Here is a 17,683-nt window from a genome sequence, read left to right as displayed (position 1 = left end):
TGCAGTGCCAGTCTGGATAAGTTTACTTCGTTTCTTTAACGGCTTCCCAAAGTTCCAATGGTCGGTCGGTTGACATAATATCCGCGCCGTTTTTAGCGTATTGCCGGTATAGCTGGTCGCCTTTGGCTGCGGCCTGTTTGTCCAGGTTGCCGAGTGTTCCCAGAATGCACGAAATGCCTTTTTCGTGCAAAAAACGATACAGGTCCGGGTTCGCTTCTTTTGTGCCAACAAAGGCAATCATCCGATTATCAGGAATTCCTAATTCACGCAGACGCTCATAATCCGCTTGTTTCATAATGCCTACGGATAGCATCAACGCCGGATCGAGGCGATGCAGTTTCGCGGCATCGGTAGCATTATACGTAATTACCGCCGCGTAATCGGTGGCACCCGTTTTGTGAATCATATCGACCACTTTTTCGAAAGGAACCGTGCGTTTCACGTCCAGCGTAAACACTACTTTGCCTTTCCCCCACCGCAATACCTCTTCCAGCGTTGGAATTTTGAACTTGGTTAAGTTGCCCTGATTATCTTCCAGATTCAACGTTTTGCAGTATTCCCACCTCACCTCATTTAGCTTCCCTTTGCCCGTGGTCGTCCGCTCCAGGCTGTTGTCGTGCATCATCATCAGCACACTGTCTTTCGTCAGCGAAATATCGCACTCGATGATGGTGGGCATCCGGTCGGCCAGGTACTGAAACGATTCGATGCAATTTTCGGGATAACCTTTAATATCCCCTCCGCCCCGGTGGGCGCTAATCATCGGCGTTTTCCCCGGCTCATACCGAAAGAACTGCGATAGCCCATTTTTCGGGACGCGGTAGGCCGTCCGCACCGTTTTGGGGCTGCAACCCGCCAAAAGAATGATAACGGCCCAAACAATACTAAACTTTTTCATAAACTGATTAATTAATCCCACAAAGGTAAATCGCACGCGGGTTTGCAATTGGGTTCTTTTGGTATATTTAAGAATACTTAATTCAATTCACGACTCGAATGAAAGCAACCTTTGCCTTATTGTCTCTCTTCGCCTCATCGTCGGGCGTTTTACTGGCTCAGGCTATTCCTACCTTAAAAACTACTGACAAAAAGGTTCAGGTATCCTCGACTTTCTACGGTTTTGACGAACGGGTGCAGTTCAGCGATCTAGCCAAAGAAGAAGGTAAACGGCTCAACGTCAGAATGAACGCGACTACATCCAGTGAATTGTCAGGCTGGAAAAATCCAATTTTGATCAAGGTCCAGACGGATTCAATACAGGTATCTTACCGGGGGGCTGAGTATGAGCGGGTACGTATTACCGACGGGAAAGATACGGTCACGGTTCAGGTGCATTATATCAACCTGGTACCTACTTTTTCAGAAGCTTACAAGGCCGCCCATCGGAAGAAAGCACTGGTTGCCATTCCACCCGTCCAGGAACTGATGCATTTGAGCATTGCCCTGACGCCTACCGGGCAGAAAGACCGCGACATGATTCACAAAAGTGGGCCGTACTACCAGAAAGTAATGACTCGCTTCGCGCCTTACCAAAACCACGCGTTCATTAAAAAACTGGATTCCATGTTAGCGAAAAGCTCCGACCTTTATTTCAATTTGGTTCAGGATGCGAATGCGTACGATATACAGCAGGGGCGTATCGTTGACGGAACGATTTACAAAACCTCGGGGGCCATCGCGCCGCTTCTTCCTTTGATGCAGGATTTTGCCAATACCAGTAAATTCCCCGCTTTTTTTGCCGAAAACGAAGCTTACTACCAACAATCCATCGCCCGGACGAAGCAGCTTATGCCAATGGAAAAGATGTGGCAATGGATTGAAAAAGAGTACCCTAACCGGTACGACTGTTACAAAACGGTTTACTCGCCTCTGACCGGAAACAACCATAGCACACGCTATTATTTAACCGACGATTATCAGGAGTGCATCATGTTTGTATGTGGTTCTGAAGTAATGGATAAAAATAAAGCTGACGAATTGACCCAGCAGGCGTCCTTATCGGGCGTGGTTTTTACCGAAATTGACCATAATTACGTCAATCCGATGTCGGACAAACACCAGAAAGACATCAATCGGGTGTTCGGTGACCGGGCCAAATGGGCGGCCAAAGGTGGCCCGGCGGACCATTACAACGGAGCGTATGATGTCTTCAACGAATACATGACCCACGCGCTTTACTGCCTGTATGTCCGAGAAAACTACCCCAAAAACGTCTCCGAAACGATAAATAAAGACCGCGAAAACCTCATGGTGGACCATCGGAAATTTATTCGATTCCGGGAATTTAATCAAAAGCTACAGGAGTTATACAGCCAGCGTAAACAAGGTCAAACGGCGGCTGATTTGTATCCGGCCATGCTGCAATGGAGTGAATCCCTGCAATAGCCCTTATTTGTCTAACGCATTTGCATGAAACTCCTTCAATCAATCAGTCGGCTGGATTCACACCATCGGCTCTTTATCGCGCTGGCAGTGGCGGTGGGCGTTTTTGGCTTTCTGCCGAATTCGTTCGCTATGCCAACGCGGCTGGTGATCACCTGGCTGGGCTTTTCGCTGACCTCGCTGCTTTTAACCTGGACAGCTCTGTTTCTGGCTCATCCGCTCCACATTCGCTCGTTCTACCAGATGCAGGACTCCAGCCGAACCCTGATTTTCCTGTTTGTGCTAGTGGCGGCCTTCAGCAGTTTGTTTGCGGTCATTGGGCTGCTGAGTAAAAGCCAGAATATGAGTGAGCTATCCCGGCACAGTTTTCTTTGCATACTCGCCATTATTTCGTCCTGGAGTCTGGTGCATACGATTTTCACCATTCGGTACGCCCATCTTTACTACGACCGTGAAGCTGGTCAATTGGCTAAAGGACTGGAATTTCCCGGCGATGAAGAACCCGACTACCTCGATTTTGCCTATTTTTCCTTTATTATTGGCATGACCAGTCAGGTCTCCGACGTAGCGATTAGTTCCAAGCCCATTCGGCGGCTGGCGCTTTTGCACGGAATTTTAGCCTTTGTTTTCAATGCGGTTATCATTGCGCTGAGCATCAATACACTTTCGGGCTTGCTTCAGACCTAACAAAAAAGCCCCCCGGTTGGGAGGCTTTTCGTTGACTTAAAGAACGACGTTCACAATCTTTTTTGGTACGACGATGATCTTTTTCGGCGGTTTGCCGTCCAGCCATTTCTGCACCACCTCGTTTGCGAGCACTTCCTTTTCAATATCCGCTGGCGTACGGTCGGTTGGAATCGATAGCGTAACGCGTACTTTTCCGTTAATCTGTACTGGGTAGTCGATTGAATCTTCGACCAGATACGCCGCGTTAAACGTTGGGAAAGCTGCCTCAGAAAGCGTACCCGGCTCATTGCCGAGCGCAGCCCATAGCTCTTCGGTGATGTGCGGCGCGAACGGAGCCAGCAGAATGACCAGATCCTGCAAAATGGCTCGTTTATGGCATTTCAGCGTCGATAGCTCATTTACGCACACCATAAACGCACTCACGGATGTATTAAACGAAAGCGCCTCAATGTCGTCGGCAATTTTCTTGATCGTTTTGTGCAGCACTTTCAGTTCGGCGGCTGTCGGAGCCTCGTCGGTAACCAGCCACTGCCCAGGCCGCGCTTCGGACGGCTCATCAGCAAACAAACGCCAGAATTTTTTTAGGAAGCGGAAAACGCCGTCGATGCCGTTGGTATTCCACGGCTTGGCGTCGGTTAGCGGCCCGAGGAACATTTCGTACAAGCGCAGCGTATCGGCGCCGTAGCGTTCCACCACCACATCCGGGTTCACCACGTTGAACTTCGACTTGGACATCTTTTCGACTTCTGTCCCGCAGACGTATTTGCCGTCTTCCAGAATGAATTCAGCACCTTCGGCAATGTCGGGACGCGTCTTTTTGAACGTCTCAACATCAAGCACATCGTTATCGACAATGTTAACATCAACGTGCAAAGGTGTCGTCTCGTACTGGCTTTTCAAGCCATTGCTGACAAAAATCGGCGTTTTTCCTTCGCCTAAAGACTCTTTCAGACGGTACACAAAATTCGACCGGCCCAAAATCATACCCTGGTTTACCAGCTTCTTGAACGGCTCTTCTTCCGGCACGTAGCCCCGGTCTTTCAGGAATTTGTTCCAGAAACGGCTGTACAGCAGGTGTCCCGTTGCGTGCTCCGAACCGCCTACGTACAAGTCTACACTACGCCAGTAATCGATGGCTGCTTTGTCGGCAAAGGCTTCGTTATTGGCCGGACTCATGTAGCGATACCAGTACCAACTCGATCCCGCCCAGCCTGGCATGGTGCTCAGTTCATACTCGTGTTCTCCTTTGTATTTCCAGTCTTCCGCCCGACCCAGGGGTGGCTCACCCGTTTCAGTCGGCAAATATTTGTCTACGGCAGGCAATTCCAGCGGCAACTCGCTTTCGTCCAGCAAATACGGTAAGTTATCCTTGAAATAAACCGGCACCGGCTCACCCCAGTACCGCTGGCGGCTGAACACCGCATCGCGCATCCGGAAGTTGATCTTGGCTTTCCCGATACCGTGTTCTTCCAGGTACTGCACCAACACGGGCAAGGCTTCCTTGTAGGTCAGTCCGTTGACAAAACCAGAATTGACATAGCGTCCTTCTTTGGTGTTATCCGCCTGTTTGTCAATATCTTTCTGTGCATCCAGAATAGGAATGATCGGCAAATTAAAGTGGGTAGCAAACGCCCAGTCGCGCTGGTCACCCGATGGAACGGCCATCACCGCGCCGGTGCCGTATCCTGCCAGCACGTAGTCGGCCAGATAAATCGGGACACGTTCTCCGTTAAACGGATTGATGCAGTAGCTGCCCGTAAACACGCCCGAAACGGTTTTCGCGTCGGCCATCCGGTCGCGCTCAGAACGCATTTTGGCCGCCGTTACGTAGGCGTCAACGTCGGCTTTCTGCTCCAGCGTGGTCAGTTCGGCCACCAGTTCGTGCTCGGGTGCCAGTACCATAAACGACACGCCAAAAATGGTATCCAGTCGCGTTGTAAACACTTTGATGCGTTCAACGCGGTGTTCAATCTGAAAGCTTACTTCCGCGCCGGTCGATTTACCAATCCAGTTGCGCTGCTGCTCCTTGATGGATTCCGACCAGTCGATGGTATCCAGCCCACGCAGCAAACGGTCGGCATAGGCGGTGATACGCATCATCCACTGGCGCATTTTTTTCTGCTCCACCGGATAGCCGCCCCGCTCCGAAACACCGTCTTTAACCTCATCGTTGGCCAGTACCGTTCCCAGCGCGGCGCACCAGTTCACAACGGCATCGGCCACGTAAGTCAGGCGGTATTGCAGCGTAATTTCATACTTTTCCCGCTCCGATTTGGCCTTCCATTCGGCGGCGGTAAACGACAATACATCTTCATCTGCTACCGTCTGAACTCCTTCAGTTCCAGCCGCTTCGAATTTTTCGATCAGGGTTTCAATCGGTTCTGCCTGGTCGGTTTCTTTGTTGTACCAGCTGCGGAACAGCTCCATGAAAATCCACTGCGTCCACTTGTAGTAGCTAGGATCGGAGGTGCGTACTTCCCGACCTTGCGATGGACCGCTCCAGTCATAACTGAAGCCAATATTTTTCAATTGCTCGATGTAGCGCGTGATGTTCTGTTCCGTCGTAATGGCCGGGTGCTGGCCCGTCTGGATCGCATATTGCTCTGCCGGTAAGCCGAACGAATCGAAGCCCATCGGGTGCAGTACGTTGAATCCTTTCAGGCGCTTGTAACGGCTGTAAATGTCGGATGCAATGTACCCCAGCGGATGCCCAACGTGCAGGCCCGCTCCCGATGGGTACGGGAACATATCCAACACGTAGAACTTCGGCTTATCGGATAGTCTCTCAACCTGATACGTTTTGTTGGTTTCCCAGAACTGCTGCCAGTCTTTTTCAATTTTCTTATGGTCGTACTCGAACTTGCGGTTGTAACCGGACATGATACGTCGTCTTTATCTATCGAAGCGCTTCTGAAGCAAATCCAACTTCACAGCAAGGAGCTGACGAACTGAATCACCGAAGCAACAAAATCTAATTTCGACGCAAAAATAGGAGATTATTACGGATTAGCCTGCCCTTTACTAAGACGATTGTTCTTTTTCGAACGGCTGAAAATGTGTTCGGTAACGTTACTGAAGGATATGTCCTGCGAATTACTTATTTTAAACCAACCTAAATTCAAGACATCCCTTATTACGCTAATGATTCTGGTCGGCCATCTTCTTCTTGCTTTGCCAATTTTAGCTATGGCTGTATATTTCAAAAAAAAGCAACCCGCAAAGATTAATGCTTTCGTAGGGTATAGAACCAGGGCTTCTATGAAAAACGAGGCCGCCTGGAAAGAGGCAAACCGGTTTAGCGCTGAATTGCAGTTTAAACTCGCTATTGTATTTGTTTTCTTTGAAGTCCTCTCCTATTTTGTAATTGGCGGAATAGAGTCTTTCTATGTATGCAGTGCGTTTTTGACAGTTGCTTCTATTTCTGTAATACCAATTACGGAATATCAGCTGAAGAGACAGTTTAGTAACAAAAGCGATTCGCACGTAGCTATTTAAATCCTTCTATCTGAGGAAGCTAGTAAAAACTCATTCGCTTCTTTCGCTCATATTCCGAAAAAATCTAGACCGTGTTTTTGCAACAAAACCACACAAAACTCAGTCATCTATACTGAGCGCTGACCTGCTTGTTTCTGGCTGAGTTCGTGCCTTTTTCTTTAGATTATTCCGAAATTATTCTGATCCGAAAATCGTTATTAATCTGTGTTCTGCTACCATTAAACGGACTCTATGACCAACCGCTACGGTTCACTTACTGCTTTCTGACATAACGTTAAACTACCGTATGCGCTTTTTTTCTGCGTTCACAACCCTGTTGATAGCTGGCTCCATCGGTTGCCAATCAGACAAAGACATTGAACCCGCCGACTGTCTGGTCAGAGCTTCGTCCCGCAACGGCGCGATCATCGAAGATTCTTATATCGTTACCTACAAACCTGCCGAAACGCTGCCAGCCACCACGGACCCGAATGCGCGGGTAGGTTCGGCCGTGCAGCGTTTTCTGACGAGCCACGCCATTGAGGCAGCCCAGCCAGAAATATTATTTTCTGCCGAAAAGACCGCATTTGTTGCCCATATTAATAAAGATCAGGCTGCTGAATTGCGCCAGGACCCCAGTGTCGAACTGGTTGAGCCCGACCGAATTATATCGCTTTGTAGTTGCGTCGATCTTCAGGCAACAACTACGCTTTCGTGGAATGTGAAAGCAACGGGCTACGGTCGGGGCGACATCCAGAAAGGCAAGACGGTCTGGGTTTTGGACACCGGCGTTGATCTAGACCACCCTGATCTGAACATCGATACGGACCGAAGCCGCTCGTACGTAACGGGCAAAACCGTGGAAGACGAAAACGGCCACGGCACCCACGTTGCCGGGATTATTGGCGCGCTCAACAACAACATTGGCATTACGGGCGTTGCTTCCGGGGCTAACTTGGTCGCGTTGAAGATCCTGGATAACGAAGGCGAAGGCAAGTTATCCACCATGATTCAGGCGGTGTCGTATGTAAACCAAAACGGTAAAGCGGGCGATGTGGTAAACATTAGCATTGGGGGCGAGGGCTACTCTTCTTCTCTGGAGCGTGTTGTCAAAGCTGCCGCCGACAAAGGAATCCTGTTCGCCATAGCGGCTGGCAATGAAAGCAAATCGGCTTCTGACTATTCGCCGGCGAGCATCAATCATCCCAACGTATTTACGGTATCGGCTATGGATCAGAATGATACGTTTGCTTCGTTTTCGAATTACGGTCCTGATGTGGATATTTGTGCGTATGGCGTTCGGATTCGATCGACCTACAAGAATGGGCAGTATGCCACGCTGTCGGGCACGTCAATGGCGGCTCCGCACGTCGCTGGTTTGTTATATATCCGAGGGGCGGCTATCCCTACCCGAGGTCCCGTTAAAAACGATCCGGATGGCTCCCCCGACCCCATGGCTGGCGAAGCAACGTTTACTAATTGAGAACTGCGCTCACATTTATTTTTATCCATAAGTAAAGATTTCTTTGAACAATGCCGGTAAAAATCTTTTACCCGGTGAAACATATCCACAAATTTCTTGCTTATTAAAACGCTGAAGCGCAACTTTGTACAATCGCCAAAAGGAAAAGCGGCACCCAGGCGGGTGCCGCTTTTCATATAAAAAAATTCCTATTTAGTAGATAGACTATATTCGCTATGAGCCAAAATCTGGTTAACGACGTGGCAGCAGAGGCACCTTCTCCGACCGATTTGAACCTGAACGGCTTGAAAGTTACGCTCAAAGGGACGAGTGCCAGCGAACAGGCGAAGCTATTACAGGCCACTTTTCCGGACGCAGAAATAACTGCTTTTTCTACACTCCCCAATCCTTTACTGCGCCGCCGTAACCGGACCGAAATTGCCATCTACGTCTTTTCTTCGCTGGCGCTAATGGTTGTTGGCCATCTTGTTTTCAGCTACTTAACCATCGATCGGCTTACGCTCTTTGCTTCGTCGCTGGAATTGGACCAGACGTTCTTTTTATATTTGCTGGGCGGATTTGTTGCCCAAATGATTGATGGTGCGCTGGGCATGGCTTACGGAGTTACAGCCTCGACTATCTTACTGACCATCGGCGTCAATCCCGCAGCCGTGAGCGCCAGCGTACACAGTTCAGAGATTTTCACCAGCGGGGTTTCGGGGTATATGCACCTGCGTTTCGGGAATGTTAACAGCAAACTTTTTAAAGCAGTACTGATTCCAGGTGTTATTGGAGCCTGTATGGGTGCCTACGTCCTGGTTTCGCTGGAGCAATATTCTGCATACATCAAGCCAATCGTTGCGGTTTATACGGCAATTCTTGGTATTTTAATCTTGAAAAAAGCCCTGGCTAAGAAGATTCAGAAGAAACCGATTCGCCGCATTGGGTTACTCGCCTGGTTCGGTGGAACTATGGACGCGATTGGCGGCGGCGGCTGGGGACCTATTGTGACTTCAACCCTGATTGCCCGGGGGCGGCACCCACGCTACACGATTGGTTCGGTAAACCTGGCAGAGTTTTTTATTTCGTTATCCAGTTCGCTGACCTTCGTTACGCTGATCGGGCTGACACACTGGCAGGTAATTCTGGGCCTGATTTTGGGAGGTATGATTGCTGCACCTATTGCCGCCATCCTTTCGAACCGACTGCCCATCAAAGCCATGATGATTATGGTCGGAATTATTGTCATTATCGTAAGTTTACGGAATATTTTAACTGTTGTATTGTAACGTATTATCCAGCATAGCACCTGCCGTGCGCGAATACTATGAAGAAGCAAACCAAAGCCATTCGCACTCAAACCAAGAAAACACAGTATCGCGAACATTCGACGCCTCTATTTTTGACGTCTAGTTTCACGTTCGAGAGTGCGGAACAAGGCAAAGCCTTATTTGAAGAGACAGAAGAAGGAAATATTTACAGCCGCTTTTCCAATCCGAACGTAACGGAATTTGTCGACAAAGTGTGCTTGCTTGAAAACGCGGAAGAGGGAATTGCCACCGCCACCGGCATGGCGGCCGTATTTGCCAGCATGGCCGGTTTGCTGAAATCGGGCGACCACATTGTCGCTTGTCGGGCACTGTTTGGTTCAGCCCACCAGATTATTTCACAGATTTTGTCGAAGTGGGGCATCACCCACACCTATGTGGATGCCGACGCCACGGAAGCCGAATGGGAAGCCGCCATCCAAGAAAACACATGCATGGTGTATCTGGAAACGCCATCTAACCCCGGCCTCGAACTGGTCGATCTGGAAATGCTGGCCCGCTTGAAGAAAAAGCACGGCTTTATTTTGAATGTCGATAATTGCTTTGCCACCCCGCTGCTCCAAACGCCCCTTGACCTGGGCGCAGACTTGTCGGTCCATTCGGCAACGAAATACATGGATGGCCAGGGCCGCGTCCTGGGTGGTATCGTCGTCGGTTCTGCCGAGCTGATTGCGCCGATCCGTTTCTTTGCGCGCCATACCGGCCCGTCCATGTCGCCATTTAATGCCTGGACGTTATCCAAAAGCCTTGAAACGCTGGACCTTCGCATGGAGCGCCATTGCTCCAATGCCCTGCAATTGGCCCAGGCGCTGGAAAATCACCCAGACGTTCAATCGGTTAAATACCCATTTTTGCCTTCGCACCCGCAGTACGAACTGGCCAAACGGCAGATGTCGGCGGGCGGTGCGATTGTCACCATCGAAGTGGAAGGCGGTTTTGAGCGGGTAAAAGCCCTGTTTGAAAACCTGGAAATTGCCTCGCTCTCGTCTAATCTAGGCGACTCCCGAACCATTGTAACGAATCCGTTTACCACGACTCACTCGAAGCTGAAGCCTGACGAAAAAGCAGCTTTAGGCATTACGGAAGGGTTGATTCGGATTTCTGTTGGTTTGGAAGCTATCGAAGATTTAGTGGAAGATTTCACCCAAGCCCTTACCAAATCCGCAGAAATAACCAAAGCAATCACCGCATAACCATGCAGATAACCAGCATTTTACTCCTTTCGTTGGCGCTCGCCCAGATGGTGAGTACGAATGCTACTGCCCAACCGGCTAAAAAGCCTGTTCGCGTTGGTATTGTTGGCTTGGTTCATTCGCACGTTCACTGGATTCTGGGTCGGGTGAAGCAAAATGACATCGAGATTGTGGGCATCGCCGAACCCAACCGGCAACTGGCCGAGCGGTTTCTGAAGCAGCATAACCTGCCGATGAGTTTGGTTTATCCAACTATCGAGGAAATGCTGGACAAGACCAAACCGGAAGCCGTTACGGATTTTGGTAAAATCGTTGACCACCTGAAAACCGTTCAGATTTGTGCGCCGCGCGGAGTGCATGTCATGGTCGAAAAACCATTGGCGGTCAGCCTCGATCACGCCCGGCAAATGGAAACGCTAGCGAAAAAGCACCAGATTCATTTGCTAACGAACTATGAAACAACCTGGTATGGCGGCAATTACAAAGCGTTCGCACTGATCAACAAGGACAAAGCCATTGGCGACATTCGTAAAATCGTGGTTCATGACGGCCATGAGGGGCCAAAGGAAATTGGCGTTGACAAAGAATTTCTGGATTGGCTAACGGACCCGGTTGATAACGGAGCGGGCGCGTTGTTTGATTTTGGCTGTTACGGAGCGAATTTATCCACCTGGTTGTTCAACGGCCAGCGCCCCCAAACGGTCACGGCCATTACGCAGCAAATCAAGCCGGACATTTACCCAAAAGTAGATGATGAAGCAACGATCATTCTGACTTATCCAAACGCCCAGACCGTTATCCAGGCTTCCTGGAACTGGCCTTTCAGCCGAAAAGACATGGAAGTTTATGGGCAGACTGGCTACGTCATGACCGTAGACGGCAAGCGGATGCGCCTTCGTTTGAAAGCAGATAAAGCCGAGCAGGTTGCTGAAGCTCCTCAGACGCTGGCTCCGGCGATAGACCCGTTTGCTTTTCTGGCCAGCGTAGTTCGAAACGAAACTAAATCGGTCAATGATTTGTCATCGCTTCAGGTGAATATGGTGGTTATGGAGATTCTGGACGCTGCCAAACGGTCGGCTAAAGAACAGAAAACCATTACATTAAAGTAATTGCGGCTCCGGCCCTTTTTTCGAATACATCAAAATCACGGGCCGAAGCCCGAGGTAAACTATGATAGCAGAACCTTCCTACACGCTTGAAAGCCTCACCGACCTGCTGGCGGGCAAAAATGAAGTTGACGCTTTACGCACGCTGGCGGCTTTATTTCCCGGTGAAGTTGTTTTCTCAACCAGTTTAGGCTATGAGGATCAGGTCATTACCGATTTACTATTTAGCAATCACATCCCGGTAAAAGTGTTCACGCTGGACACGGGGCGCATGTTTGGCGAGACTTATCAGGTTTGGCAAAAAACAAACAGCCGTTACGACACCAAAATTGAGGCGTATTTTCCCAATCAAGCTGCGATTGAGAACCTGTTGAACGAAAAGGGCCCTTTCAGCTTTTACGATTCCGTTGAAAACCGGAAAGAGTGCTGCTTTCTGCGCAAAGTTGAACCCCTGAACCGGGCACTGGCCGGCAATAAAATCTGGATTACAGGTATTCGCGCTGAGCAGTCGCAGAACCGCCAGACCATGACGCCACTGGAATGGGACGAAGCGCATCAGCTTTTCAAATTTCACCCGCTCATGGATTGGAGTTTCGATCAGGTGAAAGAATACATCCGCGAAAATAACGTTCCCTACAACCCGCTCCACGACCGGGGATTCGTGAGCATTGGCTGCCAGCCCTGTACCCGCGCCATTCGCGAAGGCGAGGATTTCCGCGCAGGCCGCTGGTGGTGGGAAGACCAGTCGAAGAAAGAATGTGGTTTACATAGCCGATGAGCGAAAGAGCGAAAGGCGAAAGAGCGGTTGGTTCAACGCGTCTCTTTCGCTCTCTCACTCTTTCACTCTTTCAATCATTGAAAGAATGAAACTTGATTATCTAGATCAACTTGAATCCGAAGCGATTCACATCATGCGCGAAGTCGCCGGGCAGTTTGAACGACCTGCGCTGCTGTTTTCGGGCGGTAAGGATTCCATTACCCTTGTCCATCTGGCGCGCAAAGCGTTCCGGCCCGGCAAGTTTCCGTTTCCGTTGGTGCATATCGATACAGGCCACAACTTTCAGGAGGCGCTCGATTTCCGGGATTGGCTGGCCGAAAGTTTAGGCGAACGCCTGGTTGTTCGTTACGTAGAAGATACCATTCGGGCAAAAGGCCTGAAAGAACCAACGGGGCGTAATGCCAGCCGTAATGCGCTGCAAACGTTTACGTTGCTCGACACCATCGAAGAATTTGAGTTTGATGCCTGCATTGGTGGTGCCCGCCGCGACGAAGAGAAAGCCCGCGCCAAAGAACGTGTCTTTTCAGTCCGCGACGAATTTGGTTCCTGGGACCCTAAGCGCCAGCGTCCAGAACTCTGGAATACTTACAACGGCAAAATTCACAAAGGCGAGAATGTCCGCGTATTTCCGATTTCCAATTGGACTGAACTCGATGTCTGGAATTATATCAAACGCGAAAATATTGCCCTCCCTCCCATTTACTTTGCCCACGAGCGCGAACTGATTCTGCGCGATGGGAAATTACTGGCTACGGCCAAGGGAGTGATCCAAGCCGAAGAAGGCGATCAAATTGTCACCCGGAAAGTACGTTTCCGCACCGTAGGTGACATTTCCTGTACGGCTGCCGTTGAGTCTGAGGCCGCTACGTTGGATGCCGCCATTGCCGAAATTCAGGCCACCCGCATCAGCGAACGGGGGGAAACCCGCATCGACGACCAGGTATCCGAAGCCGCCATGGAAGACCGGAAAAAGGGGGGATATTTTTAATGAGCGAAAAGACGAAAGAGTGAGAGAGCGACTGCACAATTGCGCCTTTCACTCTTTCGCTCTCTCACTCTTTCACACATTACACCAATGGACTTACTTAGATTTATTACCGCAGGGAGTGTCGATGATGGCAAAAGTACGCTGATTGGCCGCCTGTTATACGATTCCAAATCCATTCTGGCCGACCAGCTGGAAGCCATCGAACGGGCCAGCAAAAGCCGCGACGAGGGAGAAATAGACTTAGCGTTGCTTACCGACGGCCTCCGCTCCGAACGCGAGCAGGGCATCACCATCGATGTGGCTTACCGCTATTTTCAGACGCCACAACGCAAATTTATCATTGTTGATGCGCCGGGGCACATCCAGTATACCCGCAACATGGTGACGGGCGCTTCGAACTGCCAGTTGGCTATCGTTCTGGTTGATGCCCGTCATGGGGTGGTGGAGCAAACACGCCGGCATTCGCTCATTGCATCGCTGCTGGGCATTCCGCACATTGTGGTGGCGGTGAATAAAATGGATTTGGTTGATTACTCGCAGGATGTTTTCTCCAATATCTGCATCCAGTACGCAGAACTGGCCCAGAAATTATCACTTTCAAAAGACGTTACGTATATCCCACTAAGCGCACTTAACGGCGATAATGTGGTGGATAAATCGGTTCATATGCCGTGGTACGACGGAAAAACGCTGCTGAGCCACCTCGAAGACGTAGCCATCGATCACGACGAAAACCTGACCCACGCCCGTTTTCCGGTGCAGTACGTCATTCGTCCGCAGACGACCGACTTACACGACTACCGGGGTTATGCCGGAAAAATCACAAGTGGTATTTTCCGTAAAGGGGATGCCGTCACGGTACTTCCTTCCGGCGAAACCTCCACGGTCGAAGCCATCGAACTGGCCGAAGCGCACTACGACGAAGCCTTTGCGCCGATGTCGGTCATTCTTCACTTAGCGGACGATGTGGACGTAAGCCGGGGAAATTTGATCGTTAAATCAGACCGTCAGCCTATCGTTAGCCAGAACATCGAAGCCATGCTGTGCTGGATGGATACGAAAGCGCTGAAAGCAGGCAGTAAATACACGCTTCAGCACGGTACGTTCCGCACGCGCTGCGTGGTTCGTGAAATTGTTTACCAACTTAATATCAATACCTACGAAGAGGCTACAGACGTTGATAGTCTAAAGCTGAACGACATTGCTAAAGTCATTCTGAAAACGGCGCAACCCGTTAGTTTTGACCCATATACTCAAAATCGTGTCAATGGCGGTGCCATCCTGATCGACGAAACTTCCAACGTAACGGTAGGCGCGTTGATGCTGCGTGGCGAGGTGGAATAAATTTGTCTGTCGGCATTATTGCTAAAAAATAACCAGGGCAACTATGATCAAGCCTGAAGAATTTCCCTATATCAAATCCTTGCACGTAAACGACTGTTATGCGTACAAGGATTTTGATATTGTGCTACATAATTATCAGCCATTTAGTCATTTGATTTTGACAGGCAAAAATGGCTCTGGGAAAAGTACGATTTTGAAAGCTATAAACAGCCATATTTTAATATGGCGTGGTAGCGTACACCAAAATTTTTTGGTTCAGGTTAATGATCCATCAAAGCACATTGATCGGTTAAAAAGTGCTATAAACCAAAGCACCCTCGTAAAAGGAGAAAAGGCGCAAGACGTAGTAAGGCTTCAGCAAGATCTTGAGCAGCTAGATAGGCTCAGCTTGTATTACAATGTTGAACCAATTAACTTTTGGATTCTTAATAAAAATGTTCTTGTGTACTCTTTCTTATTAGCTAAAAGAGAAAGTAAAGTGACACAAGTCACCACTGTTAGCAAAGAGACTGACTTTGTTAATCAACTGTTGAAAGATGACTCAACACAAAAATTTACAAATCAGTTTAAGCAGTATCTGGTTAACCAAAAAGTTTATCAGGCTTTTGATCAGCTCAACAACAACAAAGAAAAGATTGAACAAACGGAGCGGTTTTTCAGTAAAATAACAGAAACGTTCCGCTCAATTTTTGAAGACAAGGGGCTAGAGTTAGTTTTTGTTCAGGAGAGTTTCGACTTTTATATTCAGCTTTCAGATGGACGCCAGCTTACGTTCGATACATTGTCAGAAGGATTTTCTGCGCTGCTGAGTATTCTGATGGATTTGTTCATGCGCGTCGATTTGATTCGCAAGCAGGTTGGTAACTTTTCGTACAACCCCTGCGGAATCGTTCTGATCGACGAGCCAGAAACCCACCTTCACCTTGAATTACAATACCAGGTTCTACCATTACTAACCAGTCTTTTTCCTAATATTCAGTTTATTGCCGCTACGCACTCACCAGCTATTATTTCGAGCATCAAAAAAGCCACGATTTTTGACCTCACTACGAAAGAAACCGTCACAGATGAAGTGGTCGGAAAGAGCTTTTCTGAATTAATGGTTACGCATTTTGGCCTAGAAAACGAATATTCGCCCATCGCAGATCGAATCATCGAAAAGGTGAATCACGCGATGACCGAGGCTAGCAAAGAAAAACGCCGGGAACTCCTGCAAACGATTTTAGTTGAGAATGAACGATACCTTTCTCCTACTCTCAAAATCGAGTTAGAATCCATTATCCTGCAAAATGCTTAATGCTTGTGATTCAAATTGAGCGAAACCCGAACCCACCCCAATCACTTTCTACTCCCGAAATACAACGGTATCTTGATGATTTAGACGCTTACAAAATTGATCAACAGCTACCAAAAGATCAACAGACACTTTCCAAACCAAAATGTAGTGAGAAATGGCGTGACGCTGACCTCTTTGAAGAATTTGACGCCTGCTTCTTCGCGAAATGTTACTTAACTGAGCAGAAGTTCGCTACTTCCTGGTCGATGGACGTGGAGCATTTTGTCTCTCGCCAAGAGCACCCTGACTTAACTTACCAGTGGACAAATCTGTATCCGGCAGAACACGCTGCTAACATGATGAAGCCGCGCACAACTCCGGTTGGCGGCTACCTTGATCCATGCGCTCCAAACGACGCCGTAGAATCCGAACTGCTTTACCATATTGACTTTAATGGCCAAAAAGTCAGCTTTGGCGCTATGAATCCGCTTAATATAAAAGCTATAAATACTGCTAATCTACTCAATCACCTGCACAACGGGACAAGCCATGAGACACAAAAGCGAACGGCTGAACTGCGTTTTGCCATTTATAAAAAGCGCGACGAGGTATTGAATACCATTATCGTCTGGAGAAATGCTCAGGATCAAAACAATGCACAAGCTGAATTTGAAGCACAGACAAAATTACAAGGCTTGTTATCACGGAAAAGCGCCTTTACGATGCTTATGCGTTCCATAAGCGCAGTGCGTATGATGGTGCCACCAGAATTTCTCGACTAATGCGTTCCCTCCTCCCCGGTCTTCTATTTGCCTTGTTGTGGGCTTCTGCCTCAGCCGCCACAAAATTTGGAGTACAATCCGCCGATCCATTAATCTTAGCCAATACCCGCTTTCTGATTGCCGGTAGCCTGATGGGTTTTTATGCGTATGTCCTGCGAAAAAATCCGCTTCCCAAAGGAAAGGAATGGAAACAGCTGACTCTTTTTGCCTTTTTGAATACGACCGTTTATCTGGCCGCCTTTGTGCTGGCCATCAAACAGGTTTCGGCGGGGATTGGCAGTTTATCCACCGCGACGAGTCCGCTCTTTATCACGCTCATTTCAGCAATCTGGCTCAAGCGGCCTCTGCGGTGGTTTGAGTTTGCGGGCGTCGCCTTGGGCTTGGGAGGCGTCACGCTGGCTACGTATCCGCTGCTTCAGGGAAGTTTTGCTACTGTTGAAGGATTGCTCATTCTCCTTGGCGGTATGGTTTCGGTGTCGGTGGCCACGGTGTATTATGCTCGCTGCAACTTCCAGCTTCCCAACATTGTCATCAACGGCTGGCAGGTGGGCATTGGTGGCATTCTGCTGCTGCCTTTTACGGTTGTTTTTGCCGATTGGGGAGCCGCGCACTACGACGGGCGTTTCTGGGCGTCTGTGTTCTGGCTGATTATTCCGGTTTCGGTGGTTGCGCTTCAACTTTGGTTCCACCTGGTCCGGCAGGACGCCGTACGGGCTTCGTTCTGGATGTTCCTCTGCCCCATTTTTGGCTTTGCCTACTCCTCCGTTTTGCTCAATGAACCCATTACCTGGCATACCTACGCGGGAACGTTGTTGGTACTGGCCGGGCTGTATTTAGGGCAGCTAGAGAAGTTCAGGAAACGCGTTTAATGACCCGCGAAAGC

15 protein-coding genes are annotated in these 17,683 nt (G+C 49.2%); 13 read left to right on the top strand and 2 right to left on the bottom strand.

All coding sequences use genetic code 11. The features are described from left to right. Positions 1-22 precede the first annotated feature (22 nt). On the bottom strand, positions 23-898 hold the full coding sequence (locus tag L0Y31_RS11360; RefSeq protein WP_234733182.1) for a glycerophosphodiester phosphodiesterase family protein: 876 nt from the start codon (positions 896-898) through the stop codon (positions 23-25). Between the two features lie 98 nt (positions 899-996). Between L0Y31_RS11360 and L0Y31_RS11355 the strand changes: the two genes are divergently transcribed. Beyond that, entirely contained in the window at positions 997-2,385 is a 1,389-nt protein-coding gene (locus L0Y31_RS11355) for a DUF4932 domain-containing protein (protein ID WP_234733181.1), read from the top strand. 24 nt (positions 2,386-2,409) lie between these two features. Beyond that, positions 2,410-3,069: a DUF1345 domain-containing protein gene (locus L0Y31_RS11350; protein ID WP_234733180.1), complete on the top strand. Its 660-nt coding sequence runs from the start codon at positions 2,410-2,412 to the stop codon at positions 3,067-3,069. Between the two features lie 36 nt (positions 3,070-3,105). Here L0Y31_RS11350 and leuS read toward each other — a convergent pair whose 3' ends face one another. Continuing rightward, positions 3,106-5,949, bottom strand: coding sequence for a leucine--tRNA ligase (gene leuS, locus L0Y31_RS11345; RefSeq protein WP_234733179.1), 2,844 nt, complete (start codon positions 5,947-5,949; stop codon positions 3,106-3,108). Between the two features lie 201 nt (positions 5,950-6,150). Between leuS and L0Y31_RS11340 the strand changes: the two genes are divergently transcribed. The 11 genes from L0Y31_RS11340 (at position 6,151) to L0Y31_RS11290 (ending at position 17,669) form a co-directional block, all read left to right on the top strand. Next, positions 6,151-6,564, top strand: coding sequence for an SdpI family protein (locus tag L0Y31_RS11340; protein WP_234733178.1), 414 nt, complete (start codon positions 6,151-6,153; stop codon positions 6,562-6,564). A 286-nt stretch (positions 6,565-6,850) separates the two neighbouring features. Then, complete coding sequence (locus L0Y31_RS11335) at positions 6,851-8,026, top strand: S8 family serine peptidase (protein ID WP_234733177.1); 1,176 nt, start codon at positions 6,851-6,853, stop codon at positions 8,024-8,026. Between the two features lie 215 nt (positions 8,027-8,241). After that, positions 8,242-9,294: a sulfite exporter TauE/SafE family protein gene (locus tag L0Y31_RS11330; protein WP_234733176.1), complete on the top strand. Its 1,053-nt coding sequence runs from the start codon at positions 8,242-8,244 to the stop codon at positions 9,292-9,294. Between the two features lie 38 nt (positions 9,295-9,332). After that, complete coding sequence (locus tag L0Y31_RS11325; RefSeq protein WP_234733175.1) at positions 9,333-10,526, top strand: trans-sulfuration enzyme family protein; 1,194 nt, start codon at positions 9,333-9,335, stop codon at positions 10,524-10,526. Between the two features lie 2 nt (positions 10,527-10,528). After that, a complete protein-coding gene (locus L0Y31_RS11320; RefSeq protein ID WP_234733174.1) occupies positions 10,529-11,635 on the top strand; it encodes a Gfo/Idh/MocA family protein in 1,107 nt (368 codons plus the stop codon). Between the two features lie 61 nt (positions 11,636-11,696). Continuing rightward, entirely contained in the window at positions 11,697-12,410 is a 714-nt protein-coding gene (locus tag L0Y31_RS11315) for a phosphoadenylyl-sulfate reductase (protein WP_234733173.1), read from the top strand. A gap of 85 nt (positions 12,411-12,495) precedes the next feature. After that, positions 12,496-13,398: a sulfate adenylyltransferase subunit CysD gene (cysD, locus tag L0Y31_RS11310; protein WP_234733172.1), complete on the top strand. Its 903-nt coding sequence runs from the start codon at positions 12,496-12,498 to the stop codon at positions 13,396-13,398. Positions 13,399-13,485: 87 nt separating this feature from the next. After that, positions 13,486-14,742: a sulfate adenylyltransferase subunit 1 gene (locus tag L0Y31_RS11305; protein ID WP_234733171.1), complete on the top strand. Its 1,257-nt coding sequence runs from the start codon at positions 13,486-13,488 to the stop codon at positions 14,740-14,742. Positions 14,743-14,785: 43 nt separating this feature from the next. Then, positions 14,786-16,039, top strand: coding sequence for an AAA family ATPase (locus tag L0Y31_RS11300; protein ID WP_234733170.1), 1,254 nt, complete (start codon positions 14,786-14,788; stop codon positions 16,037-16,039). Next, positions 16,039-16,800 carry a hypothetical protein gene (locus L0Y31_RS11295; protein ID WP_234733169.1) on the top strand — a complete coding sequence of 254 codons (762 nt, stop codon included), beginning with the start codon at positions 16,039-16,041 and terminating at the stop codon, positions 16,798-16,800. Before L0Y31_RS11300 ends, L0Y31_RS11295 begins: the two co-directional genes overlap by 1 nt. Then, a complete protein-coding gene (locus L0Y31_RS11290) occupies positions 16,800-17,669 on the top strand; it encodes a DMT family transporter (RefSeq protein WP_234733168.1) in 870 nt (289 codons plus the stop codon). The genes L0Y31_RS11295 and L0Y31_RS11290 overlap by 1 nt, the downstream gene beginning before the upstream one ends. Positions 17,670-17,683 lie beyond the last annotated feature (14 nt).

Origin of the sequence: Tellurirhabdus bombi, from assembly GCF_021484805.1 — a bacterium.
Classification (GTDB): domain Bacteria; phylum Bacteroidota; class Bacteroidia; order Cytophagales; family Spirosomataceae; genus Tellurirhabdus; species Tellurirhabdus bombi.
Note: the sequence above shows the minus strand (reverse complement) of the source record. Positions and strands in the feature narration are given on the sequence as shown.

What these genes read in the sequence shown, in the direction of transcription:
- L0Y31_RS11360 (WP_234733182.1), bottom strand. Translation starts at nt 898, where the DNA reads ATGAAAAAGTTTAGTATTGTTTGGGCCGTTATCATTCTTTTGGCGGGT.
- L0Y31_RS11355 (WP_234733181.1), top strand. Translation starts at nt 997, where the DNA reads ATGAAAGCAACCTTTGCCTTATTGTCTCTCTTCGCCTCATCGTCGGGC.
- L0Y31_RS11350 (WP_234733180.1), top strand. Translation starts at nt 2,410, where the DNA reads ATGAAACTCCTTCAATCAATCAGTCGGCTGGATTCACACCATCGGCTC.
- leuS (WP_234733179.1), bottom strand. Translation starts at nt 5,949, where the DNA reads ATGTCCGGTTACAACCGCAAGTTCGAGTACGACCATAAGAAAATTGAA.
- L0Y31_RS11340 (WP_234733178.1), top strand. Translation starts at nt 6,151, where the DNA reads ATGTCCTGCGAATTACTTATTTTAAACCAACCTAAATTCAAGACATCC.
- L0Y31_RS11335 (WP_234733177.1), top strand. Translation starts at nt 6,851, where the DNA reads ATGCGCTTTTTTTCTGCGTTCACAACCCTGTTGATAGCTGGCTCCATC.
- L0Y31_RS11330 (WP_234733176.1), top strand. Translation starts at nt 8,242, where the DNA reads ATGAGCCAAAATCTGGTTAACGACGTGGCAGCAGAGGCACCTTCTCCG.
- L0Y31_RS11325 (WP_234733175.1), top strand. Translation starts at nt 9,333, where the DNA reads ATGAAGAAGCAAACCAAAGCCATTCGCACTCAAACCAAGAAAACACAG.
- L0Y31_RS11320 (WP_234733174.1), top strand. Translation starts at nt 10,529, where the DNA reads ATGCAGATAACCAGCATTTTACTCCTTTCGTTGGCGCTCGCCCAGATG.
- L0Y31_RS11315 (WP_234733173.1), top strand. Translation starts at nt 11,697, where the DNA reads ATGATAGCAGAACCTTCCTACACGCTTGAAAGCCTCACCGACCTGCTG.
- cysD (WP_234733172.1), top strand. Translation starts at nt 12,496, where the DNA reads ATGAAACTTGATTATCTAGATCAACTTGAATCCGAAGCGATTCACATC.
- L0Y31_RS11305 (WP_234733171.1), top strand. Translation starts at nt 13,486, where the DNA reads ATGGACTTACTTAGATTTATTACCGCAGGGAGTGTCGATGATGGCAAA.
- L0Y31_RS11300 (WP_234733170.1), top strand. Translation starts at nt 14,786, where the DNA reads ATGATCAAGCCTGAAGAATTTCCCTATATCAAATCCTTGCACGTAAAC.
- L0Y31_RS11295 (WP_234733169.1), top strand. Translation starts at nt 16,039, where the DNA reads ATGCTTGTGATTCAAATTGAGCGAAACCCGAACCCACCCCAATCACTT.
- L0Y31_RS11290 (WP_234733168.1), top strand. Translation starts at nt 16,800, where the DNA reads ATGCGTTCCCTCCTCCCCGGTCTTCTATTTGCCTTGTTGTGGGCTTCT.